Origin of the sequence: Streptomyces sp. BBFR51, from assembly GCF_044591655.1 — a bacterium.
Classification (GTDB): domain Bacteria; phylum Actinomycetota; class Actinomycetes; order Streptomycetales; family Streptomycetaceae; genus Streptomyces.
Genome location: NZ_CP172448.1, coordinates 240,646 through 263,723 on the forward strand (window position 1 = coordinate 240,646; position 23,078 = coordinate 263,723).

Genomic DNA, 23,078 nt, shown 5'->3' on the forward strand with positions numbered 1-23,078 from the left:
CCTGTTACGACCGATGCCGGGCCGGAAAGTCATCGTGCCCGTCGGAGGAGATCTCAGCCGGTCGTCAGTGTGAACGTCTGCGCGGCGGACCGCGAGCAGGGCTGCTGGGACAGGCGGGCCCCGTCGGCGGTGGAGGCGTTGTCGACGCTCAGGCACTTGGCGCTGTGGCGGGCGACGAAACGGTACTGGCCGGTGGTGCCGGTGGGCTCGGGACGCCATTGCTGGTTGGTGCCGCCCACGTAGTCCCACAGATGGACACGAATGCCGTCTGCGGTGGCACCGGAGCCGCCGTCCACGTCCCAGGCCTTCCCGTTGTGCCGGTTGGCGACCTGGTAGTAGCCGTCGCCGGCGGGGCGGAACTGCCAGGACTGGTTGGCACCACTGCCGCAGGCCCACTGTTGCAGGGCGGTGCCGTTGGCGGTGCCCCAGTCGGCGGCGTCCAGGCAGGCGCCGCTGCCGTCGTTCACCACGTGGTACCAGGCGCCGGGGTCGATCGGACCGGCCGGCTCGCTGCCGGTGTCGCTCCACACGAAGGTGGCGACGGCGCCGGCCGGCAGGGTGTAGGCGAGCGACCTGCCGCCGTCGGTGAGGGAGAAGCGCCGGGAGTCGGCCGCGGTGTTGACCACGTAGGCGACACGGGAGCCGTCGGGGTTCTGGAAGGCGACGTTCTGTACACCTCCGGCGCCCTGGCTGCTGGAGCCGACGCGGGTGGCGCCCGGCCTGACGAACTTGCTGACATGGCCGAGCACGTAGTACTCGGCGTTGCGGGCCACGTTCCCGCCGTCGATCTCGACCACGCCGTTGCACCGGTTGGTGCAGTGGCCCTGGTGGGGGCCGCCGTTCCGGTCCAGGGCGAGGTTCCAGGTGAGGACGGTCTCGCCGCCGTCGCGGAAGTTCTGTACGACGAGGTTCTCGGCCTGCCAGCGCAGGGTGTCGCCGAAGGTCCTGGCCGTGTCGGCGCTGTCGGTGCCGGAGCATTCGGTGAAGAAGACGCGCTTGCCCGCGTCGACGACCTGCTGTTGCGCGGAGACCTGACCGCCGTAGCAGTGGAAGGCGGCGCCTATGACGCGGTTGATGCCGGCCGTGCGGGCGAACACGTCGAGGGGGTAGTTCGGGTGGTCCCAGTTGTGGTCGTAGGCCAGGATGTTCGTCGGCAGTCCGGCCGCCGTCAGTTTCGGATCGAGGACCTTCAGGAAGTCGGCCTGCTGCGCCGAGGTCATCGACATCGACGGGTAACTCGTCGCGAACTCGGGCTCGTTCTGCACCGTGAGGTCGGTGAGCGCGATGCCCTCCTGCTGGTAGGCCTGGATCGCCTTGACCAGGTAGTCGGCGTACGCCGAGTAGCTCTCCGGCTTGAGGCTCCCGCCGTTGAGTGAGTTGCCGCTCTTCATCCATGCCGGGGGCGACCAGGGCGTACCCATGAACCGGATCTGCGGGTTCACCGCGGTGGCGTGGGCGAGGACGGGGATGATCTCGGCCTTGTCCCGGTCGATCGAGAACTGGCCAGGGGTGTCCTCGTAGGAGTGGGGCGCGTTCGCGGCGTCGAAGTCGGTGCTGCCCAGGGGTTGGCGCAGGTAGTTCAGCCCGATGCCGTCTCCGGCGGTGGAGAACAACGACCGCATCAGCTCGTCGCGTTGGCCCTGGGGCAGGCTCTGGACGAGGTGTGCCGACGCGCCCGTCACGGACGCACCCGCGCCCGTGAACCGCTGGCCCCTGTCGCCGCCGTCGATCCGGATGTCGACCGGCTGCGGACTGCTGGTGAAGGGGACGTCTCCCTCGGCCGTGAGCCTCTTGGCGCCGTCCGGGGTGGTGACCCAGACCTGGGCGACCGGATCGGCGGCCTGCGCGTTTCCGGTCCCCGCGACGCCGAGGCCGGCCACGGCCAGGACTATGGCGGCGGTGGCGGCCCGGACTCTCGGGGGGCGGGATCTTGTACTGGTCGACACGGTGCGGACTCCTTCGCTTCGGTGCGGGGCGGGGCGTACCGGGGGCCCGCACGGCAGACGGAGGAGCCTCCGAGCCGGTCGGTACCCAGACCGTGGAGCGCGGAATGACGGCGCCATGAAAGCATACCTACTAAGTACTTAGTAAGTGATGTGCGTCACTACTGTCCGGGCAGCCGGGAGATCGCCGATCGGGCGGCGGGGCAGAACGTAGGCTGTCGCCCGTGAGCGACCGATCAGTGGGCAGGCCCACACGCAGACCGAAGGCCGGGCCGCGTACACCGCGCAGTCCCGAAGCCCTGCGGCGCCAGCAGGACATCCTGAGCATCGCCACCGACACCTTCGCCGCCCGGGGGTACAACAACGCCTCCCTGGCGGAGATCGCCGACCGGGCCGGGCTGACCCAGGCCGGCGTCCTGCACTACTTCAGGTCCAAGGCGCTGCTGCTCACCAGCGTTCTCGAACTCCGCGACCAGAAGGACATCGAGCAGCTGGGCACGGAGCGCCCGCGCGGACTCGCCTTCCTGCTCCACCTCGTCGACACCGCCCGGCGCAACGCCGAGCGGGAGGGCATCGTCCGGCTCTACGCCGTCCTGTCCGCCGAGTCCGTCACCGACGAGCATCCCGCGCAGGCCTACTTCCGCGACCGCTACACCGGACTGCGCGCCTTCGTGACCGACGCGCTGACCGAGGCCTGCGGTCTGACCGAGGAGGACGCGGCCCGGGCGCACGACGCGGCCAACGCGATCATCGCCGTCATGGACGGTCTCCAGGTCCAGTGGCTGCTCGACCCCGACTCCGTCGAGATGGCCGCGTCCACGGACCTGGTGATCCGCTCACTGCTGGCGACACTGGCACCCGGGCGGTTCACCGCCTGAGCGGCTCGCACCGGCGCCGGGCCGTCCGGCCGTTTCCGGTCATCCGGACACGCCCGCGGTCAGGTGGTCGCCGGGGATGCCGGACTTCTCGGGCCGGTAGTAGTCCCGGATGCCGTCCGCCCAGGTGGCCACCCGGATACGGTCGGCCCCGTCCGGCCCGAAGGCGTCGAACAGCGTCTCGATGTTGCGCCGGTCGAAGCCGATGGCGATCATGAGCGCGACGAACTCGGGGCGGGCGACCAAGCCGTCCCCTTCCGGGTCCCCCATCGCGGCGAGGGCGTCGGCGAACTCGTCCACGGCGGCGTCGAAGCGCTGTGGGTTGAGGACGATGGAGGCGAACTCCTCGGGGCTGATCCGTCCGTCGCCGTTGGCGTCCAGCTCGCTCAGGAGCGTGTCCCAGTAGCCGCGGAAGGACCGGGCGAGCCTCTCCTTCACGGCGTCACCGGCCGCCGGTACCGCCGCCACCACGCGGCTGCTCATCAGGTCGAAGTCGGCGAGCTCCAGGTAGCCGTTCCCGTCGGCGTCGAAGAGGGAGAAGACCAACTGGACGCGGTCGGTCGCCTCGTTGGTGGGCGTCATGGTGCACCTCTGACTTTCCGGGTGGAGTCCTGCGTCGGAACTCGCCCGGAGTCCACGCCCGGGCGGCTCGTCCACTATCCGCCCGTTTCCGCGGACTCGGTGCAAAAGCCGGGGCTGTGCACACGAACGGACGGAGTCCGCCCGGCCGCGCATGAAACACCCCTTTCCTGGACAGCGCAGGGCGGGCGGCGGGACCGGCGAGGGCTCAGGGCTTCGAAGGCTCCTCGACCGCCGGAGCGGGGCCGAAGCCCTGCGCGTCCGGCGCGCCTGGCCCGGTGACCTGGCCGGCCCGTCGCAGCGCGTCCTCGTCGGTTCGGGCGTCGTAACTGAGCAGCTTGGGCAGTGCGGTGGCGAGCAGGCCCACCGTGGCGACGCAGGCGACCCCGCCGGTCCAGATCGCCGGGCGGGCGCCGGTCCAGCCGGCCATCGCCCCGGAGCGGACCTGTCCGAGTTGCGGGCCGATGCTGTAGGAGAGGACCTCGATGCCGGCGAGCCGGCCGCGCAGCCGGTCCGGAATGGTCTGGTTCCAGATGGTCGAGCGGCCCAGGCCGCTGAGCATGTCGCCCGCTCCCGCCAGCGCGAGGCACGCCAGCACGAGCCAGATGTTCGCCGTCCAGCCGGCCGCCGCGATGGCGAGGCCCCAGCCGGCCGCGCCGAACACCACCAGCAGTCCGTGGCGACGGGTCCGGGACACCCAGCCGCTGGTGAGGCTGACGAGCAGGGACCCGACGGCTCCCGCGGAGTACATCAGCCCCAGCGCCCAGTCGGCGTCCAGTTCGTCGGCGAGGAAGGGGAAGACGGTGTTCGGGAAGGCGAAGAACATGGCCGCCAGGTCGACGGCGTACGTGCCCAGGAGCACCGGGCGCGACCAGGCGTACCGGGCGCCTTCCGCGATGCCGCGCAGGGACGGCCTGCCCGCGTGCTCGACGGGCGGGGCGGGCGAGAGCCGACGGCACATCCACACCGAGGCGAGGAAGCAGACGACCGTGGTGGCGTACGCGGGGACGTTGCCCGCGTACGCCACGACCAGGCCGGCCAAGGCGGGCCCGCCGATCGCGCCGGCCTGCCAGCGCAGGGCGTTCAGCGCGGCCGCCGCGGGCAGCTGGTCGTGCGGCACGATGCGGACCAGCAAGGAGTCCAGCGCGGGCCGTTGGAGTCCGGCGAGCGCCGCCACGCCCGCCGCCACCACGTACAGCGGCCACAGCATGGGCCGCGGCAGCAGCGCGTTCAGCAGCAGCACGGCTGCCAGCAGCCCCAGTCCCGCCTCGGTCAGGACGATGACCTTGCGGCGGTCCACCGCGTCGGCGAGTGCCCCGCCGTAGAGTCCGAAGACCACGAGCGGCACGAGTTCGACGGCGCCCATGACTCCGACCGCGAGCGGTGAACCGGTCAGGTCCTTGATCTGGAGCGGCAGCGCGATCAGCGCCATCACGCTGCCGAGATAGGTGACCAGGCCCTGCACCCACAGGAGGCGGAAGTCCCGGGAGGAGCGCCACGGCGCGAGGTCGGGCAGCAGTGCGGCGGGCTTCGGGGGCATGGTTCAGTGGCTCCCGGCGGGTGCGGACTGCTGCGAGCCGACGGACGGGGTGGCCTCGTCGTCCGCGGCCGTCGAGTGGTGGCGTCCGATCGGGAGTACGAGGGGCCTGCCGGAGACCGGGTCCTCGATGACGCGGCTCTCCATGCCGTACACCGACCGGACCATGTCCCGCGTCATGACCTCCTGGGTGGTTCCGGCGGCGTGCAGCCGTCCGGAGGCCAGGGCGATGAGCCGGTCCGCGTAGCGTGCGGCCAGGTTGAGGTCGTGCAGGACCATGACGATCGTGGTGCCGCGGGTGCGGTTCAGGTCGGTCAGGAGGTCGAGGACCTCGACCTGGTGGCTGATGTCGAGGAACGTGGTGGGTTCGTCGAGCAGCAGCAGGTCGGTCTGCTGGGCCAGCGCCATCGCGATCCACACGCGTTGGCGCTGACCGCCGGAGAGTTCGTCGACCGACCGGTCCATCAGGTCCGTCGTGTGCGTGGCCTCCAGTGCGGTGGCGACCGCCGCGTCGTCCTTCGCCGTCCAGCGGGAGAAGGCGCGCTGGTGGGGGTGGCGGCCCCGGCCGACCAGGTCGAGCACCGTGATGCCCTCCGGGGTGACCGGCGCCTGGGGCAACAGGCCCAGAGTGCGTGCGAGTTGCTTGGCCGGGGTGCGGTGGACCTCCTTGCCGTCGAGGACGACCCGTCCCGCGCGCGGCACGAGGAGCCGGGACATCGAGCGCAGCAGCGTCGACTTGCCGCAGGCGTTGGCCCCGACGATCACCGTGATCCTCCCGGCCGCGAGGGTCAGGTCGAGGCCCTCGATGACCGTACGGTCGCCGTAGCCGAGGGTGAGGTCCTCGGTGGACAGGGAGTGGGACGCGGTCACAGTGAGCCTCCGGCCCGGTTGGTGCGGACGATCAGGTAGACGAGGTACGGCGCGCCGAGTACGCCGGTGATGACGCCCACGGGGTAGCGGGTGTCGAAGGCGTACTGGCCGGTGAAGTCGGCGACCAGCACGAGCAGGGCACCGACCAGACCCGCGGGCACCAGCAGGGATCCGCCGGTCCCCACCAGTCGGGCGGCGATCGGCCCGGAGAGGAAGGCGACGAAGGCGATCGGTCCGGCGGCCGCCGTCGCGAAGGCGATCAGTCCGACGGCCGCGACGATCACCACGACGCGGGTGCGTTCGACACGGACGCCGAGCGCGGACGCCGTGTCGTCGCCGAGGCTCAGCGCGCTCAGGTCGCGGGCCCGGGAGAGCAGCACCGGGCCGAGCACGAGCACGGCGAGGACGGCGGGCACGGTCTCATCCCAGGTGGTGCCGTTGAGACTGCCCGTCAGCCAGCGCATCGCCTCCTGGAGGTCCCATTCACCGGCCTGCGACAGGACATAGGAGGTGACGCTGTCGAGCAGGGCGGAGACGCCGATCCCGATGAGGATGAGCCGTGTGCCGGCGACGCCGTCGCGGAACGCGAGGGTGTACACGAGCAGCGCCACGCCGAGCGCGGCGGCGATCGCGACGACCGACACCTCGGTGCCGCCCAGCGAGAAGGTCACGATGGCGACGGCCGCCGCCGCGCTCGCTCCCGCGCTGATGCCGATGATGTCGGGGCTGGCGAGCGGATTGCGGAGCATCGTCTGGAAGGTGACGCCGGCGATGCCGAAGCTGAATCCCGCGGTCAGGGCGAGCACCGCGCGCGGCAGCCGCAGTCTGCCGACCGTGAAGGACGCTCCGGGCACGTCCTCCCCCATGATCACGCGCACCACGTCGTGGGCCGGGTAGAAGGTGTGCCCGGCCATGAGGGTGGTGACGAACGCGGCGACGACGAGCAGGAGCAGCGTCAGGACGAGAAGCCGCCGCCGGTACGCGCCGCGGACCCGGGTCCGGGTGACGGTCCGCAGCGTGGACGGGGCGCTGGCGGCGGGGGCGCTCACAGGGATCTGACCTTCTGTCGGCGGACGATGTGGATGAAGAACGGGGCGCCGATGATGGCGGTCAGGATGCCCACGTCGATCTCGGAGGGCCGGGCCACGACGCGCCCCACCACGTCCGCCGCCGTCAGGAGGATGGCGCCGCCCAGTGCGGACAACGGCAGCAGCCAGCGGTGGTCGACGCCCGCCAGGAGCCGGCAGGTGTGCGGGACGAGCAGGCCGACGAAGGCGATCGGTCCGGCGACGGCGGTGGACGCGCCGCACAGCACGACCGCGCCGAGCGCCGCGGTGGCCCGGACGAGGGCCACCCGTTCACCGAGTCCGGCCGCCAGGTCGTCGCCCAGTGCGAGGGAGTTGAGGGCACGGGCGGAGGCGAGGCAGAGCAGGAACCCGGCCGCGAGGAACGGCGTGACACTGCCGAGCTGTGCGTAGGAGGCTCCCCCGACGCCGCCGACCTGCCACAGCCGGAAGGTGTCGGAGATGTCGTTGCGCGGCAGGACGACGGCGCTGACCAGGGAGGCGAGCGCGGCCGAGATGGCGGCACCGGCGAGGGCCAGCTTGAGCGGTGTCGCGCCGCCGCGCCCCAGCGAGCCGACGGTGTACACGAACCCGGCGGTCAGTGCCGCTCCGGTCATCGCCACCCAGATGTATCCGGACGCCGACGCGAGGCCGAAGTGGGCGATGGCGGTGACGACGGCCAGCGAGGCACCCATGTTGACGCCGAGGATGCCGGGGTCGGCGAGCGGATTGCGGGTCACTCCCTGCATGACCGTGCCGGAGACCGCCAGGGCGGCGCCCACGACGACGGCGAGGAGGGTGCGCGGTACGCGTTTGGTGACCGCGGCCTCCTCCAGGGTGTGTTCCGCTCCGCCGAGGGCGGACCACACGTCGGACCAGGCGACGTCGCGGGAACCGAAGGCGAGGGAGGCGGTCATGACGACGAGCAGGACGGCCGCGAGCACGAGGAGCCAGGTCACGCGGACGCGTGCCGAACGCCGTACCGGGACGGCGTTCGGCACGCGCAGGGTCTGGGTGGCGCTCACGCGGCCTTGTCCGCGGCCTGGGCGAGCGCCTTCACGTAGTCGTCGAGGACGTACGGGATGGACAGCGGGGTCGGGTTCGCGGCGGTGGCCAGCGGGGTGCTGCCCGGCAGCAGGTAGACGGAGTCCTGCTTGACGGCCGCCAGCTTCGAGGTGAGCGGGTCGTTCTTGAGGGCCTTGAGCAGTTCGCCCTTGTCGTCGCCGTAGCCGGTGACGATGTCGACGTCGTTGAAGTCGTCGATGCGTTCGGCGCTCTTGGTGAGGACGAACTTCTTCGTGTCCTTGGACGGCTCGGAGATGCTGGCCGGGATCTTCATGCCGAGGTCGGTGAAGAACTGCGTGCGGGTGTCGTGGGTGGTGTAGAAGCCGACCTCACTGACGTCCTTGGAGGACACGTGGGTCATGAACATCGCCGACTTCCCCTTGATCTGGGGGTACTTGGCGACGGTCTTGGTGATCTGCCCTTCGAGGTCGGCGATCAGCTTGTCGCCCTCGTCGGCCAGGCCGATGGCCTTGCTGTTGAGCTTGATGATGTCGCGCCACGGGGTCGCCCAGGCGGCCTCGGGGTAGGCGACCACGGGGGCGATCTGGCTGAGGGTCTCGTAGTCCTCGGCGGTCAGCCCGGAGTACGAGGCGAGGATGACGTCGGGCCTGGTGTCGGCGACGGCCTCGAAGTCGATGCCGTCGGTCTCGTCGAACAGGACCGGCGTCTTGGCGCCGAGTTCCTTGAGCCGGTCCTCGGTCCAGGGCAGGACCCCGTCGCCGTCGTCGTCGCCGAAGTTGGCCTTGGCCATGCCGACGGGGACGACGCCGAGGGCGAGCGGCACTTCGTCGTTGGCCCAGTTCACCGTGGCGACGCGCTTGGGCTTGTCGGGGACGACGGTGGTCCCGAGCGCGTGCTTGATCGTCACGGGAAACCGGCCGGCACCGGCTGCGCCGGCACCTGCGGCGCTGCTGTCGTCCTTGGCGTCGTCCTGGCCGCCGCAGGCGGTGAGGCCGAACAGGAGGGCCGCCGCGAGGGCGAGTGCGCGAAGGCGGGGTGTTCTCATCGACCCGGGTTTCACTCTCGGTCGGGGTGCCGGGCCCGCGCGTCCGGGCTGCGGACGCGGGGCAGGACACCACACTTGCACAGGAAGTTAGGTAAGGCTTGCCTGCATAGACTAGAGAGCCGGTGCACGCGCATCAATCGAGACTTTCCGACAGCGCTTGTAGCGATCGGGACATCCTCGGGGGCGGAGCTCCGCCCCGTCGGCGTCAGTGTGCCCGGAACGTGCCCGGCGTGGTGCCGGTCGTACGCCGGAAGGCCGCCCCGAAGGCACTCGCCGAGCGATAACCGACGGCGTCCGCCACGACATCGACCTCGAAACCGCGGGACAGGAGCCGCACCGCGTGCTGGGCGCGCACCGAGGCGACCCAGCGGACGAAGCTCGTGCCCGTCTCCGCCCGGAACGCGCGGGTCAGTGTGCGCACACTGCACCCGAGGGCCGCGGCCCAGCCGGTCAGCGTCCGCTGGTCCGCGGGGTCCGCCCGGACCGCCTCCACGATCGGCCGCAGCAGGGGCGACGTGGGCAACTGCACCAGCAGCGCCCGGGGCGACGGCCGCAGGACGTCCAGGACCATGGCCTCGGTGACGGCCCGGGAGCGCGCCGGCAGGTCCGCCTCACCGAGCCGTTCCAGTGCGAGCCGCAGCAGCGGGGTGATCTCCACGGCCACCGGTGTGTCGGGCAGCACCGAGACCGTGCCGTGCCGGAAGAAGTGGGCGCGGTACGAGGTGCCCGCGACGGCGGACGCGGAGTGCAGCTGCCCCGCCGGCATCCAGAGGCCGAGCGTCGGCGTGATGCACCACACCTGTGAGCCCACCACGGCGGTGGACGCGCCTCGCTCGTTCCAGAGGAGTTCGTGCCACGGGTGCGAGTGTTCGTTCCAGGCCGTGTCGGCGGTGACGACCTCTTCGTAGCCCTTGATCACGAACGACACGTCCACCTCGCCGGCGGCGAGCGTCGGCAGCTCCCGGGTGACACGCATGCGCCCAGGTTAATCGGCTCCCGGGCGCCGAGTACGAGGGGCCGCGGGTCGTCAGCACGTCGTCGCCGATTCACACCTGGGGGTCACGCCGGTACGCACTCCTCACAGCGTCGAGAGGCCGTCCAGCAGTCGTTCCGCCTGGTGGATCTCGGCACTGAGGGGGTGGTCCTCGGTGATGTGCGGAAGCCCGGCGGTGACCATCTGGTAGGCCCTGCGCAGCGCGGTGTCGGGCAGTTCGGCGTCGGACATCCGCAACGCCCGGACCGCGCCGAGCAGTTCACAGGCCAGGACGGTGCGGTAGGCGGCGGTCGCGCGCACCGTGCTGCGCACCGCGTGGGTGGAGAAGCTGGCGTGGTCCTCCAGGCCACGTGAGATCACCGCGGTGCCGAGGGTGACCGGAGCGGCGGCGTGGCGCAGGGTGCCCAGGGCGTCGTGGGCGACGTACTCGAGGATCATGATGCCGGAGCTGCCCGCCGGGCCCTCCGCCAGGAACGGCGCCAGCCCGCTCAGGTCCGGCTCGACCAGGTCGCTCAGCCGCGCGGCGGACAGCTCCGCGGTGTGGTGCAGCGCGGCACGGAGGTAGTCGAAGGCGAGCGCCATCTGTGCCGTGGAGAACTGGCCGTGATGGTAGGCCTGGAGTGTCTCCACGTCGATCAGTGGATTCTCGGCGGCGGCGTTCACGTCGATCTCCAGCACCTGCCCCACACGGGCCGCCGCGTCGAGCGCCGCGCCCTGCACCTGCGGGAAGGCCCGCAGTCCGAACGGGTCCTGCAGCCGCCGCCCCGGGGGCAGGTCGTCGGCGGAGGTGAGCAGCCGGCGCAGATCCGCGGCGCACTGCACGGAGCCCGGGTGCGGGCGGGAGGCGTGGACACGCTCGTCGTAGGCCTCGGCGGAGCCGCCGAGGGCGCAGAAGGTGAGCGCGGTCACGACGTGGCTCGCGGCCAGCAGACGGGTCAGGTCGTGCCATGCCAGTACGGCTTCGCCGAGGGTGGCGGCGTTGCTGGAGATGAACGCGAGGGCGTCGCCGGGGCTGATCGGAACCGGTTCGATGCCTCCTGACGCCCAGGGCAGTTCTCCCGCGAGCGTCAGCGCGATCTCGGCCAGCGCCGTCAGGTCGCCGGTGCCGATCGCGCCCCGGGTGTGCACGAGCGGCAGGGCACCGACCCGCAGTGCCTGTTCCAGGGCCCGCAGCAGCCGGGGGTGGACGCCGCTGCCGGCGGCGGCGAGCTGGTTCAGGCGGATCACCATCGTGGCGTGCACCGCGTCGTCCGGAAGCGGGTCGCCGGTGCCTCCGGCATGGCTGCGCAGCAGACGCAGACCGTGGAGGTCGGCGGCGCCGGGGTCGACGACGATGTGCCGGTTGGCCCCCACTCCGGTGGTCCGTCCGTAGACGGCACCCTTGGCGCCCAGTTCGACGGCCAGCTCGTAGCTGCGTTCCGCCCTGGTCAGGGCGTCGGGGGTCAGCTCCGTCCATGCGCTGCGCCGGGCCGCGCGAACCACGTCGGTACAGCGGAGCCCTGCGCCGTTGATCTCGATGCGACTGGGATCGGTCATCACCCCTCCTGAAACCTCTGTGCCTGTCCCGCACGCCCTCCAGTGTCATGCCGGGCGACAGCGTCTCCTGCCCAACAAGGATCAGGATTCACACCCCTGCCGGTCGTGCGTGTGGAAGTCTCGGCGTGCGTGGGGGCGGAACCGGGGAGGGGCACATGGCGGGCGGGAGCGAGCGGGGCTCGGCGGTCATCGACGAACGGCCGTGGTACGTGGCGAACGAGTTGCTGGCGTTTCTGATCGAGCTTCTCGCACTGGGGCTGCTGTGCTGGTGGGGTTTCGCCACGGGTGGCAACGCGGGACTCCGTGTTCTCCTCGGCCTCGGCGCACCGGCGGCCGCCGCGGCACTGTGGTGGCTGTTCGCCGCGCCGCGGGCGAGGTTCCGGCCGGCGCTGCCCGGCGTCCTGCTCGTGAAGGGGCTGGTCCTGGGCGGGGGCGCGGTGGCGCTGTACGGGGTCGGGCATCCGGTCGGGGCGGTGGTCGTGGCGGTCGTGACGGCCGCGAACGTCACCGTGGCGGAGGCCTTCCGCCCTTCCCCACCGGGAGGTGACCGGGAACTGTCCGGCCGATCGCGTCACCGCCCCGCCTGAGTCGTCCTTTGTGGGCCTGGGCCGGCCGGGCGGGCCGAGCAGGTCGGGATCACCGTTTCCGGTGCCCGGTGCCCTCCCCTGGGTACGGAACCCGGCAACAACGCCTCAACGAGAGACTGGACATGACTGGACACCAACCCGCCCACCACCCACCTCAACGCGTCGGCGTCGTCGCCGAGTCCATGCCCGGAGAGACTCGCGTGGCCGCGACGCCCTCGACGGTTCGCCTGCTGCTCGGCCTCGGTTACGAGGTCGTCGTCGAGTCGGGCGCAGGCGGCGCCTCCGGCTTCGCCGACGAGGCCTACACGGAGGCGGGGGCGAGGATCGGCGAGGCCTGGGCCACGGACGTCGTACTGAAGGTCAACGCGCCCTCGGACGACGAGATCGCCGCACTGCGCGACAACACGATCCTGGTGGCCCTGATCGCACCGGCGCAACAGCCCGAGCTGCTGGAGGCGCTCTCCGCGCGCGACGTCACCGTGCTCGCGCTCGACGCGGTGCCCCGGATCTCCCGGGCGCAGTCGATGGACGTGCTCAGCTCCATGGCGAACATCGCCGGGTACCGTGCGGTGATCGAGGCCGCGCACGCCTTCGGACGCTTCTTCACCGGGCAGGTCACCGCCGCGGGCAAGGTGCCCCCGGCGAAGGTTCTCGTGGCCGGGGCCGGAGTCGCGGGGCTCGCCGCGATCGGGGCCGCGTCCAGCCTGGGCGCGATCGTCCGCGCCACCGACCCGCGGCCCGAGGTCGCCGAACAGGTGCGGTCCCTGGGCGGTGAGTATCTCGCGGTGAACGTGGCCCAGGAGGAGAGCACCGACGGCTACGCCAGGGCGACCTCCGCCGACTACGACCGGGCCGCCGCCGAGCTGTACCACGCGCAGGCCCGCGACGTGGACATCATCATCACCACCGCCCTGATCCCCGGGCGGCCCGCACCGCGCCTGGTGACCGCCGCCGACGTGGCGGCGATGAGGTCCGGCAGCGTCATCGTCGACATGGCCGCCGCCCAGGGCGGCAACGTCGAGGGCACCATCGCGGGCCGGACCGTGGTGACCGGCAACGGCGTGACCATCATCGGCTACACCGACCTGGCATCCCGGCTGCCCGCCCAGGCCTCGCAGCTGTTCGGCACCAACCTGGCCAACCTGCTCAAGCTGATCACCCCCGGCAAGGACGGCCGGGCCGTCATCGACTTCGACGACGTGGTGCAGCGGACCGTCACCGTGGTCCGCGCGGGCACGGTCACCTGGCCGCCCCCGCCGGTCACCGTGTCGGCGGCCCCGGCTCAGACCCCGACGGCGGTGTCCACCGCCGCGCCGGTCGACGCGAAGCCGTCCCGGCTCACCGCGGCGAGACGCTCCGGCCTGATCGGTCTCGGCATGCTCGCCACCTTCCTGCTGGTCGCCTTCGCCCCGGCCCAACTTGCGCAGAACTTCACGGTGTTCGCGCTGGCGGTGGTCATCGGCTACTACGTCATCGGCAAGGTCCACCACTCCCTGCACACTCCACTGATGTCGGTGACCAACGCCATCTCGGGGATCGTGGTGATCGGCGCCCTCGTGCAGATCGGGCACGAGAGCGCACTCGTCACCGCGCTGTCCTTCGTGGCGATCCTGCTGACGAGCGTGAACATCTTCGGGGGCTTCGCCGTCACCCGCCGCATGCTGTCCATGTTCTCGAGAGGCGAGCCCCGATGACGTCCATGACCGCGTCCCGAGCGGCCGACCTGGTCGCGGCCCTGCTCTTCGTCCTCAGTCTCGCCGGGCTGTCCCGACACCGGACCTCACGCGCGGGCGTCGTCTACGGCATAGCGGGAATGGCACTCGCCCTCGTCGCCACCGTCGTGGTCTCGGCACGGAGCATCTCCGGCGGTGCCGTCCTGCTGATCCTGCTCGCCACGGCGATCGGCGCCGCGCTGGGCCTGTGGCGGGCCCGGCGCGTGGAGATGACGCAGATGCCCGAACTCATCGCCGTCCTGCACAGCTTCGTCGGTCTCGCGGCCGTCCTGGTCGGCTGGAACAGCTACCTGGAGGTCGAGGCCCACGGATCGCGGGGCCGGATCGCCGCCGACCTGATCCGCATCCACCACGCCGAGGTGTTCATCGGCGTCTTCATCGGCGCGGTCACCTTCACCGGCTCCGTCGTCGCCTACCTGAAGCTGTCCGCACGCATCAAGTCCCGGCCCCTGACGCTGCCCGGCAAGAACGCCCTCAACATCGGTGCGCTGGTCCTGTTCGCCGGGCTGACGGCCTGGTTCACCGCCGACCCGAGCCTCCCGCTGATGGTCGCGGTCACGGTGCTGGCGCTCGCCCTGGGCTGGCACCTGGTGGCATCCATCGGCGGTGGTGACATGCCCGTGGTCGTCTCCATGCTCAACAGCTATTCCGGTTGGGCCGCCGCGGCTGCCGGATTCCTGCTCGACAACAACCTGCTCATCGTCACCGGCGCGCTGGTGGGCTCCTCCGGTGCGTATCTGAGCTACATCATGTGCCAGGCGATGAACCGTTCCTTCCTCTCGGTGATCGCGGGCGGCTTCGGGATCGAGGCACCGCCCGGTGGCGACGAGGAGCAGGGCGAGCACCGCGAGATCCGGGCGCGGGAGGCCGCCGAACTGCTCGCGCAGGCGCGGTCCGTGGTGATCACGCCCGGCTACGGCATGGCCGTCGCCCAGGCCCAGCACCCGGTCGCGGAGCTGACCCGGCGGCTGCGTGAACGCGGCATCGAGGTGCGGTTCGGCGTGCACCCGGTCGCCGGGCGGCTGCCGGGCCACATGAACGTGCTCCTGGCCGAGGCGAAGGTGCCGTACGACATCGTCCTGGAGATGGACGAGATCAACGACGACTTCGCGGACACGTCGGTCGTGCTGGTCATCGGCGCGAACGACACGGTCAACCCCTCGGCGACGGACGACCCCGCGAGCCCGATCGCGGGAATGCCCGTGCTGCGGGTCTGGGAGGCGGAGAACGTCATCGTCTTCAAGCGCTCGATGGCCTCCGGCTACGCGGGCGTCCAGAACCCGCTGTTCTTCCGGGAGAACAGCTCCATGCTCTTCGGCGACGCCAAGCAGAGTGTCGAGGAGATCCTGCACGCCCTCGGCCCGGACACCGGGCAGGGCCGGGCGGCATCCGTCCATGAGGGGGCAGCGGGGCTCCAACGGGGCCTGTCGAGGAGTGCGACGCCCTAGCCGAGGGCTTTCGTACGTACACCGGCCAGGCGCACGGACGGACCCGACGGTTCGTGGCCTGGCCGGCTGCCGGGGCCGACCGGGACGTCAGGCGGGGCAGTTCGGGCAGATGCCGCGGTAGGTCACTTCGACCTCGGAGACCGTGAATCCGAAGGTCTCGGACTGCGGGAGGTCGGAGAGCGGGTCGCCCGTCGGGCACACGTCGCGAATCGAACCGCAGCGGGTGCAGAGCAGGTGATGATGCGGACGGTGCGCGTTCGGGTCGTAACGCTTGGCGCGGCCGTCGGTCGAGACTTCGAGCACCTCGCCCTGACTCACCAACTCGCGCAGGGTGTTGTAGACCGTCGCCCGGGAGATCTCGGGCAGTCGCCCGACGGCACGGGTGTGCACCTCGTCGGCGGTCAGGTGTACGTGGTCTCCGTCGAGGACCTCGGCCACCACGCGCCGCTGAGCGGTCAACCGCCAGCCGCGCCGGCGAAGCCGCTCCAGGAGATCACTCATGCGTCACACCCTAACAGCGATCGGGGCCAACTCAAGAGCGGGTACTCCTCTAGATGACTCCTTGACTTAGATTATGTCCAATGTAGGGTGGAGCATGCGAAACTTCACCACCGAGGAGCGAGCCTTGCCTGAGAACAACCAGAAGCCGTTGACCACGGTCGCCGGTGCACCGGTCCCCGACAACCAGAACTCCCTGACGTCCGGTCCGCGTGGTCCGATGCTTCTGCAGGACGTGTGGTTCCTGGAGAAACTCGCGCACTTCGACCGCGAGGTCATCCCGGAGCGCCGGATGCACGCCAAGGGCTCGGGCGCCTTCGGCACCTTCACGGTGACCCACGACATCACGCGGTACACGAATGCGAAGATCTTCTCCGAGGTCGGCAAGAAGACCTCGCTCTTCGCCCGCTTCTCCACGGTCGCCGGTGAGCGCGGCGCCGCCGACGCCGAGCGCGACATCCGCGGCTTCGCCCTGAAGTTCTACACGGACGAGGGCAACTGGGACCTGGTCGGGAACAACACCCCGGTCTTCTTCTTCCGCGACCCGCTGAAGTTCCCCGACCTGAACCACGCGGTCAAGCGCGACCCGCGCACCAACCTCCGCGACGCGGAGAACAACTGGGACTTCTGGACCAACCTCCCCGAGGCCCTCCACCAGGTCACCATCGTGATGTCCGACCGCGGCATCCCGGCCTCGTACCGGCACATGCACGGCTTCGGCTCGCACACCTACAGCCTGATCAACGCCGAGGGCGAGCGGTTCTGGGTCAAGTTCCACCACCGCACCCAGCAGGGCATCAAGAACCTCACCGACGCCGAGGCCGAGGCCCTGGTCGGCAAGGACCGCGAGTCCCACCAGCGGGACCTCTTCGACTCGATCGAGGACGGCGACTTCCCGAAGTGGAAGCTGTTCATCCAGGTCATGCCGGAGGCCGACGCGGACAGCTACCACTTCCACCCCTTCGACCTCACCAAGGTCTGGTCGAAGAAGGACTACCCGCTGATCGAGGTCGGCGAGTGGGAGCTCAACCGCAACCCCGACAACTACTTCGCGGACGTCGAGCAGGCCGCCTTCTCCCCCGCGAACGTGGTCCCGGGCATCAGCTACTCCCCCGACCGGATGCTCCAGGGCCGGCTCTTCTCCTACGGTGACGCCCAGCGCTACCGCCTCGGGGTCAACCACCACCAGATCCCCGTCAACGCCCCGAAGAACCCGGTGAACTCCTACCACCGCGACGGCGGCATGCGCGTCGACGGCAACCAGGGCGCCACCCCGGGCATCGAGCCCAACTCCTACGGACGCTGGCAGGAGCAGCCCTCCTACCGGGAGCCGGCCCAGGCCGTGGGCGCCGTCGCCGACCGGTTCAACTACCGCGAGGACGACGACAACTACTTCGAGCAGCCCGGCAACCTGTTCCGCCAGATGAGCCCCGAGCAGCAGCAGGTGCTCTTCGAGAACACGGCCCGCGCGATCAACGGCGCCTCGCAGCAGACGATCGAACGGCACATCGGCAACTGCACCCAGGCCGACCCGGCCTACGGCGAAGGCGTCCGCAAGGCCATCGAGGCCCTGGCCGCCGGCAACCTCTGACCCCGGCCGTTCGCAGAACACGCGGTACGCCCGTACCGAGCCCGGCGTGGGCGCGTCAAGCGCTCACGCCGGGCTCGGGGTGTGCCGCCACGGAGAGATCGATGGACATGACCCCTGCGGGCGAGCGGGATCAGGAGGAGGCACGCATGAGCAGTGGTGGACTGACTCCTGAGCAGACGGAGCGCGTCGTGGCCATCGCCATGGACCTGGCCCGGGAAGGCAGAACCGGACAGTTGGCGGAGTTCGTACGGCACGGACTGCCCGTGGACGTGCGCGACCCGGCCGGCAACACCCTCCTCATGCTCGCCGCGTATCACGCTCAGGCCGACACCGTGGGCACCCTGCTGCGGCTCGGCGCCGACCCGGACCTGCGCAACGACCGGGACCAGTCCCCCATCGCCGGCGCCCTGTTCAAGGGTGCCGACGACGTGGTGGCCGTACTGCGCCGGGCAGGTGCGGATCTGGACTCCGGTACGCCGACCGCGCGGGCCGCGGCGGCCATGTTCGGCCGGGCCCACCTGCTCGCGAGCTGACCCACCGACGAGTGGGCGAGCACCCTCGCCGCCGAGGACCGGTGCGGGGAACTCCGGTTCCTCGGCGCCGGTCTGCTTCTGGTTCCACGCGACGGCGGTGCCGTCGGAGTAGGTCCGGCCTGTACCTCACGTTCGGTGCGCAGCGCGGTCGGCTCCGCGACCTTCGACGTGAACCGTCCACGCAGCCACTTCACCGGGCTACCGCTCACCGACACGGCCATCCGTATCCGATCCGTGCCAGAGCCGTGGTGCCGTCCATTTCCGCCAGACGGTGTGGTCATCAGGGGATACGCAGGTCCCGGGTACCTGTGTTGAAAGGCCCGGGAAGATCCAGCCCAGCCGGCAGCCGCCCGGGCCGAGCGGCCGCGAGCTGATGGACGCCCTGCCCGAACGGCCCGGACACGCTGGGCGATACCGAGGCCGGCGGGGTGTGCTCCAGACACCGAGGGGTGGGACGCCGGTCGCCCGAGTTGCCGGGCGACGGCGTGCTACGGGTGCAGTACCACCTTCGTGTAGCCCTCGATCCGCTTGTCGAACTTGTCGTAGGCCGAGGGCGCCTGGTCCAGCGGCAGTTCGTGGGAGACGACGAAGCTGGGCTTCGCCCTGCCCTCGATGACCATGTCGCGCAGGTAGCGGTTGTAGCGCTTCACGTTGCACTGGCCCGTGCCCATGCGCAGGCCCTTCTCGAAGAGCTTGCCGATGGCGACGAGGAGCATGCCCTGCTTGGCCTGTTCGTCCGGGCCACCAGGGTCGGCCGGGACATAGAGCCCGGGCACGCCGAGCGCTCCGGTCGGCCTGACGGTGCCGACGAGCGAGTTCAGAACGGTCGCCGGTTCCTCGTGACCACTTCCGCGCGCGGTCGCCTGGTAGCCGACCGCGTCGACGCCCTTGTCCGTGCCGACGCCCTCGGTCTGATCCTTGATCTGCTCGACCGGGTCACCCTCGGCGAAGTTGATCGCAACCGCGCCGATCTCCTCGGCCTTCTGCAGCCGTTCGGGGACCCGGTCCACGACGAACACCTTCTTCGCGCCGCGCAGCAGGGCCGAGTAGGCGGCCATGAGCCCAACGGGCCCCGCGCCGTACACGGCGACGCTCTCGCCGGGGCGGACCTGGGCGAGTTCGCAACCGTGGTAGCCGGTGGGGAAGATGTCGGCGAGCAGGATGAAATCGCTCTCGTGCTCGTCTCCCTGTGGCAGCTTCAGGCAGTTGAAGTCGGCGTAGGGAACGCGCAGGTGTTCGGCTTGTCCGCCCTTCCACGGTCCCATGGCCACATAGCCGTACGCGCCGCCCGCGAAGCCGGGGTTGACGGTGGTGCAGTATCCGGTGAATCCCTCGACGCAGTTGGTGCAGAAGCCGCAGGCGACGTTGAAGGGCATCACCACGCGGTCGCCCTCCTGGAGCGTGGTGACGCCCGGGCCGACGTCCTCGATGATTCCCATGTTCTCGTGGCCGAAGACGATGCCGGGCTCGGCAGCGGTGCGGCCTTCGTACATGTGCAGATCGGACCCGCATATCGCGGTGGATGTGACCCGTACGATCACGTCGTTCGGATGTTGGATGCTCGGCTTTTCGATGTCTTCGACCGCAACGGTGAACGGTCCCTTGTAAACGACCGCTTTCATGGCTGCCACCTTCATTCGGCGATGTACCCGTGTGGCCGCGCCGGCCCGCCTTCCCCGCGTGACCCATCTCTCATGCTTCTCCCACCTACGCGATCGGGCAAGTCAGTAGTCTCATGACAAATCCACTACTGCGCGCCACGCCGAGAATGGGCACGGGAGGGCGAGAAACAATGTCGGCACAACGACTGGGAACCCTGCTGGTCCCCGTTCCGGGCCTGTCCGGCACCACCTATCCGCCGGGAACGACCGTCACTGTCCGTGGTCGAGGCGCGACGGTCGACGCCTTCGTCAACGGCGACTGGCTTCCGCTGTCGTGGTGGGAGTTCTCCGACGGCCTCCGCGAGGACATCGCGGACCGCTGAGCGCTCCGATGTCGAGCGGCATACGGGTCACTGTCGGCCCGCCCGTGAGGGGCTGTCCGGCACGACGCGGATGATCGTCTTTCCGTGCCTGCCCCGGCCCGGAGCGAAGGCCGCGGGTGTTTCGGCGAGCGGACGTACCTCGCCGACGGTCGGCCTGAGCCGCCCGTCCCTCACCCGCCGCACGAGGTCGGTGAGCCTGCCCCGGTCGGATTCCACGACGAAGAAGACGGCCCGCCCGTTCTCCGGCCTGACCGTGGGCGGCTCGGCCACGGTGACGAGGGTGCCGCCGGCGCGTACCAGCGCGGCCGAGCGGTCCAGGATCTCGCCGCCGATGACGTCGAACACCACGTCGGCCTCTCCGGCGTCCTCCAGCCGGTCCGACTCGAGGTCGAGGAAGATGTCGGCGCCCAGTCCGAGAGCGGTGTCCCGGTCGGCGGAACGGCCGGTGGCGATCACTCGCGCGCCGGCCTCGCGTGCGAGTTGGACCGCGATCGACCCGACGCTGCCGGCCGAGCCGTGGATCACGACCGTCCGTCCCGCCGTGAGCCCTCCATGGTCGAACAGCCCCTGCCACGCGGTCAGCCCCGAGATGGGCAACGCGGCGGCCACGACGTGGTCGACATCCGCGGGAAGCGGGGCCAGGTTGCGTGCCTCCACCGCGGTGTACTCGGCCAGCGCCCCGTTTCGGGACCAGTCGGCCAGGCCGAACACCCGCTGGCCGACCGTGAGGCCGGTGGTGCCGTACCCCAGCTCCTCGACCACTCCGGACAGCTCGTGCCCGGGCACACTCGGCGTCCGGTCGCGGCCGGCGCGGTCGGTCCACGTTCCGGGCCAGGTGAGTTCCCCGCGGGTGAAGCCGGCGGCGTGTACGCGCACGATGACGTCGTTCTCGGCGACGTGGGGATGGGGCAGGTCCGTCAGGGCGAGTCCCTCGGCACCTGCGTCGGGGTCGCGGACGGTGATGGCTTGCATAAGAGGTCCCTTGGAGCGGAGTGGCGGTCGTCGAGCACACCATGCCCACACGCGGTCACAGGGCTCGCGATGCTTCGTTCTCTCGACCGTATGCTCCTGCCACTGCGCCCGTGTGGGCCACTTCCGCGGCGGTGCGACGAGCCACTTTCGCCCCGTGGGCAGGGCCGGACACCGAGGATGGCGGCTGTGCGCGCTCAGCCCATGTCGGAGGCGTGCAGCAACAGCTGCGCCACCGCGATGCCGGCCACCACGACGGCCGCCCGGAACGGCCATCGGCTGCGGGCCCGCGAGCGCACGGCCGTACCCGCGACGGCGGCGATCACGGCCGCTGCCGTCAGTACCCGGTCCGCCGCTCGGACCGCGCCGGACGGCCCTACGACGAGCACTCCCACGGCGGTCAGCATCACGAGCGGCGCCAGCCATCGGCAGGCCGGACGGCCCAGCCGCTGTGGCAGTCCGCGCACGCCGGTCACCAGGTCGTCCTCGATGTCCGGGAGCACGTTCGACAGGTGGGCGCCCATGCCCAGCAGAACTCCCGCGGTCGTCGCCCACCAGGGGGGCCAGGCCGACAAGGGCGGACCGAGGGTGACGAAGGCCGGGAGCGAGCCGAAGCCCACGGCATAGGGCAGCGGCGACAGCACGGTGTGCTTCAGTCGCAGGTTGTACATCCAGCCGGCGCCCACGCCCCCGAGGTGTGCCGCTCCCGCGGCCGCCCCACACCACAGGGACAGCGGCACGCACAGCGCCAGGGCCGTTCCCGCCGCGGCGGCCGCCACCCGGCGCGGAAGCTCGCCGGTGCCCACCGGTTTGTCGGACCGTCCGCAGGTCAGGTCGCGCTGCGCGTCGGCCGCGTCGTTGCACCAGCCGATCGAGAGCTGACCGGCGAGGACGGCCAGGGCCACGGCCACCGACCCGGCCGCCCCACGGCCCGCGCCGACCGCCAGGACCGTCACGAAGACGGTCACGGCGACCGTCGGCTCGGGATGACAGGAGCGCAGCAGTGCCGGGACGAGGCTCGTCGTGCGGGAGAGAACCCCAGACGGGTGGAGAGACACGTACGCACGGTAATCGGATCGCCGGCCGAGGAAGGCATGAACGACATGCGTGTCCCCGTGATCGTCGAGCCTGCCCCTTCCCCGCCCACCGCGCGGCACCGGGCGGCCTCACCTCCCGCGCCGTCCACCGTCGCCGCGGTGCGTACCGCACTGCCGGCGCACCGTTACAGCCAGAAGGAACTCACCGAGCCGATCGGCGACCTGTGCCTGCTCCCGGGGGCGGACCGCGCCATGCTGCGCCGCCTGCACGCCTCCGCCGGGGTACGTACGCGTCATCTCGCCCTGCCGATCGAGCAGTACGCCGTTCTCGGCGACTTCGGGCGCAGCAATGACGCCTGGATGGCGGCGGGTCTCGAACTGGGCGAGGAAGCCCTGGCCGGTGCGCTGCACGAGGCGGGGCTCGGACCGGCCGATGTCGACCTGCTGGTGTTCGCCTCCATCACCGGCGTCGCCGCTCCGTCGCTCGACGCGCGGCTGGCCGGGCGCATGGGGCTGCGGCCCGACGTCAAGAGACTCCCGGTGTTCGGCCTCGGCTGTGTCGCGGGTGCCGCCGGTCTCGCCCGGGTGCACGACTACCTTCGCGGGCACCCCGACGACACCGCCGTGCTGCTCACCGTCGAACTGTGCTCGCTCACGCTCCAGCAAGGCGACGGATCCCGCGCCAACCTCGTCGCCGGGGCACTGTTCGGTGACGGCGCGGCAGCGCTCGTCGCACGCGGCAGTGGCAGTGGCAGTGGCAGTGGCGGCACGCGAGGGGACGCCGCCGGGCCCTTCGTGGTCGCCACGCGCAGCCACCTGTATCCGGACACCTCACAGCTCCTGGGGTGGGAGATCGGCGCCGGTGGATTCCGCGTCGTGATCGATGCCGGGGTCCCCGACATCGTCAGGGGCCACTTCGGCCAACACCTGCGTTCCTTCCTGGCCGAGCACGGCCTGAGCGTCGAGGACATCGGGACCTGGATCTGCCACCCGGGAGGGCCCAGGATCCTGTCCGCGGTGAGCGAGACCCTCGCCCTGTCCGACGGCGCCCTCGACTCGTCGCGCGACTCCCTCGCGACGGTGGGGAACATGTCGTCCGTTTCCGTGCTGCACATCTTGGAGGGCATCTCGCAACGGACTCGGCCCGAGCCGGGTACCTGGGGGCTGCTGCTGGCCATGGGCCCGGGATTCTGTTCCGAACTCGTCCTTTTGCGCTGGTGAGGCCGCTC

General features: G+C 70.9%; 21 protein-coding genes. 8 read left to right on the forward strand and 13 right to left on the reverse strand.

The features are described from left to right. Positions 1-53 precede the first annotated feature (53 nt). Positions 54-1,946 carry an RICIN domain-containing protein gene (locus ACGH7X_RS01080; RefSeq protein ID WP_399880458.1) on the reverse strand — a complete coding sequence of 631 codons (1,893 nt, stop codon included), beginning with the start codon at positions 1,944-1,946 and terminating at the stop codon, positions 54-56. A gap of 221 nt (positions 1,947-2,167) precedes the next feature. On the opposite strand from ACGH7X_RS01080, the gene ACGH7X_RS01085 reads away from it, so the two are divergent. Further along, the gene (locus ACGH7X_RS01085) at positions 2,168-2,821 is read left to right on the forward strand and encodes a TetR/AcrR family transcriptional regulator (RefSeq protein WP_399880461.1); all 654 of its coding nucleotides are present in this window, start codon (positions 2,168-2,170) and stop codon (positions 2,819-2,821) included. A gap of 39 nt (positions 2,822-2,860) precedes the next feature. Here ACGH7X_RS01085 and ACGH7X_RS01090 read toward each other — a convergent pair whose 3' ends face one another. The 8 genes from ACGH7X_RS01090 to ACGH7X_RS01125 form a co-directional block, all read right to left on the reverse strand. Then, positions 2,861-3,400, reverse strand: coding sequence for an EF-hand domain-containing protein (locus ACGH7X_RS01090; protein WP_399880464.1), 540 nt, complete (start codon positions 3,398-3,400; stop codon positions 2,861-2,863). Between the two features lie 205 nt (positions 3,401-3,605). Continuing rightward, a complete protein-coding gene (locus ACGH7X_RS01095) occupies positions 3,606-4,937 on the reverse strand; it encodes an MFS transporter (protein WP_399880467.1) in 1,332 nt (443 codons plus the stop codon). Between the two features lie 3 nt (positions 4,938-4,940). After that, positions 4,941-5,804: an ABC transporter ATP-binding protein gene (locus ACGH7X_RS01100; RefSeq protein ID WP_399880470.1), complete on the reverse strand. Its 864-nt coding sequence runs from the start codon at positions 5,802-5,804 to the stop codon at positions 4,941-4,943. After that, a complete protein-coding gene (locus ACGH7X_RS01105; RefSeq protein ID WP_399880472.1) occupies positions 5,801-6,853 on the reverse strand; it encodes a FecCD family ABC transporter permease in 1,053 nt (350 codons plus the stop codon). The genes ACGH7X_RS01100 and ACGH7X_RS01105 overlap by 4 nt, the downstream gene beginning before the upstream one ends. Then, on the reverse strand, positions 6,850-7,893 hold the full coding sequence (locus ACGH7X_RS01110) for a FecCD family ABC transporter permease (protein WP_399880474.1): 1,044 nt from the start codon (positions 7,891-7,893) through the stop codon (positions 6,850-6,852). Before ACGH7X_RS01110 ends, ACGH7X_RS01105 begins: the two co-directional genes overlap by 4 nt. Further along, entirely contained in the window at positions 7,890-8,939 is a 1,050-nt protein-coding gene (locus ACGH7X_RS01115) for an iron-siderophore ABC transporter substrate-binding protein (protein ID WP_399880476.1), read from the reverse strand. The genes ACGH7X_RS01110 and ACGH7X_RS01115 overlap by 4 nt, the downstream gene beginning before the upstream one ends. A gap of 205 nt (positions 8,940-9,144) precedes the next feature. Further along, positions 9,145-9,915 (reverse strand): AraC family transcriptional regulator, encoded by a 771-nt coding sequence (locus tag ACGH7X_RS01120; RefSeq protein ID WP_399880479.1) that lies wholly within the window; start codon positions 9,913-9,915, stop codon positions 9,145-9,147. Positions 9,916-10,017: 102 nt separating this feature from the next. Next, complete coding sequence (locus tag ACGH7X_RS01125; protein ID WP_399880481.1) at positions 10,018-11,469, reverse strand: aromatic amino acid ammonia-lyase; 1,452 nt, start codon at positions 11,467-11,469, stop codon at positions 10,018-10,020. A gap of 155 nt (positions 11,470-11,624) precedes the next feature. Here ACGH7X_RS01125 and ACGH7X_RS01130 point away from each other — a divergent pair, with 155 nt between their 5' ends. The 3 genes from ACGH7X_RS01130 to pntB all read left to right on the forward strand — a co-directional run bounded on the left by ACGH7X_RS01130 (position 11,625) and on the right by pntB (position 15,237). Continuing rightward, on the forward strand, positions 11,625-12,056 hold the full coding sequence (locus ACGH7X_RS01130; protein ID WP_399880484.1) for a YrdB family protein: 432 nt from the start codon (positions 11,625-11,627) through the stop codon (positions 12,054-12,056). 122 nt (positions 12,057-12,178) lie between these two features. Then, the gene (locus ACGH7X_RS01135; protein WP_399880487.1) at positions 12,179-13,750 is read left to right on the forward strand and encodes a Re/Si-specific NAD(P)(+) transhydrogenase subunit alpha; all 1,572 of its coding nucleotides are present in this window, start codon (positions 12,179-12,181) and stop codon (positions 13,748-13,750) included. After that, positions 13,747-15,237, forward strand: coding sequence for a Re/Si-specific NAD(P)(+) transhydrogenase subunit beta (gene pntB / locus ACGH7X_RS01140; RefSeq protein ID WP_399880490.1), 1,491 nt, complete (start codon positions 13,747-13,749; stop codon positions 15,235-15,237). The genes ACGH7X_RS01135 and pntB overlap by 4 nt, the downstream gene beginning before the upstream one ends. An 87-nt stretch (positions 15,238-15,324) precedes the next feature. On the opposite strand, the gene ACGH7X_RS01145 is transcribed toward pntB, so the two are convergent. Beyond that, positions 15,325-15,738 carry a Fur family transcriptional regulator gene (locus ACGH7X_RS01145; RefSeq protein ID WP_399880493.1) on the reverse strand — a complete coding sequence of 138 codons (414 nt, stop codon included), beginning with the start codon at positions 15,736-15,738 and terminating at the stop codon, positions 15,325-15,327. A gap of 94 nt (positions 15,739-15,832) precedes the next feature. Between ACGH7X_RS01145 and ACGH7X_RS01150 the strand changes: the two genes are divergently transcribed. Both ACGH7X_RS01150 and ACGH7X_RS01155 read left to right on the forward strand, forming a co-directional pair. After that, positions 15,833-17,326 carry a catalase gene (locus ACGH7X_RS01150; protein WP_399880496.1) on the forward strand — a complete coding sequence of 498 codons (1,494 nt, stop codon included), beginning with the start codon at positions 15,833-15,835 and terminating at the stop codon, positions 17,324-17,326. 146 nt (positions 17,327-17,472) lie between these two features. After that, the gene (locus tag ACGH7X_RS01155; protein WP_399896691.1) at positions 17,473-17,859 is read left to right on the forward strand and encodes an ankyrin repeat domain-containing protein; all 387 of its coding nucleotides are present in this window, start codon (positions 17,473-17,475) and stop codon (positions 17,857-17,859) included. Between the two features lie 488 nt (positions 17,860-18,347). On the opposite strand, the gene ACGH7X_RS01160 is transcribed toward ACGH7X_RS01155, so the two are convergent. Continuing rightward, positions 18,348-19,481 carry a glutathione-independent formaldehyde dehydrogenase gene (locus ACGH7X_RS01160; RefSeq protein WP_399880499.1) on the reverse strand — a complete coding sequence of 378 codons (1,134 nt, stop codon included), beginning with the start codon at positions 19,479-19,481 and terminating at the stop codon, positions 18,348-18,350. 170 nt (positions 19,482-19,651) lie between these two features. Between ACGH7X_RS01160 and ACGH7X_RS01165 the strand changes: the two genes are divergently transcribed. Further along, complete coding sequence (locus ACGH7X_RS01165) at positions 19,652-19,843, forward strand: hypothetical protein (RefSeq protein WP_030190387.1); 192 nt, start codon at positions 19,652-19,654, stop codon at positions 19,841-19,843. 27 nt (positions 19,844-19,870) lie between these two features. Here the strand turns inward: ACGH7X_RS01165 and ACGH7X_RS01170 are convergent, their stop codons facing one another. Continuing rightward, entirely contained in the window at positions 19,871-20,815 is a 945-nt protein-coding gene (locus ACGH7X_RS01170) for an NADP-dependent oxidoreductase (protein WP_399880501.1), read from the reverse strand. Positions 20,816-21,009: 194 nt separating this feature from the next. Beyond that, on the reverse strand, positions 21,010-21,870 hold the full coding sequence (locus ACGH7X_RS01175; RefSeq protein ID WP_399880504.1) for a UbiA family prenyltransferase: 861 nt from the start codon (positions 21,868-21,870) through the stop codon (positions 21,010-21,012). A gap of 45 nt (positions 21,871-21,915) precedes the next feature. Between ACGH7X_RS01175 and ACGH7X_RS01180 the strand changes: the two genes are divergently transcribed. Then, on the forward strand, positions 21,916-23,070 hold the full coding sequence (locus tag ACGH7X_RS01180; RefSeq protein ID WP_399896694.1) for a type III polyketide synthase: 1,155 nt from the start codon (positions 21,916-21,918) through the stop codon (positions 23,068-23,070). Positions 23,071-23,078 lie beyond the last annotated feature (8 nt).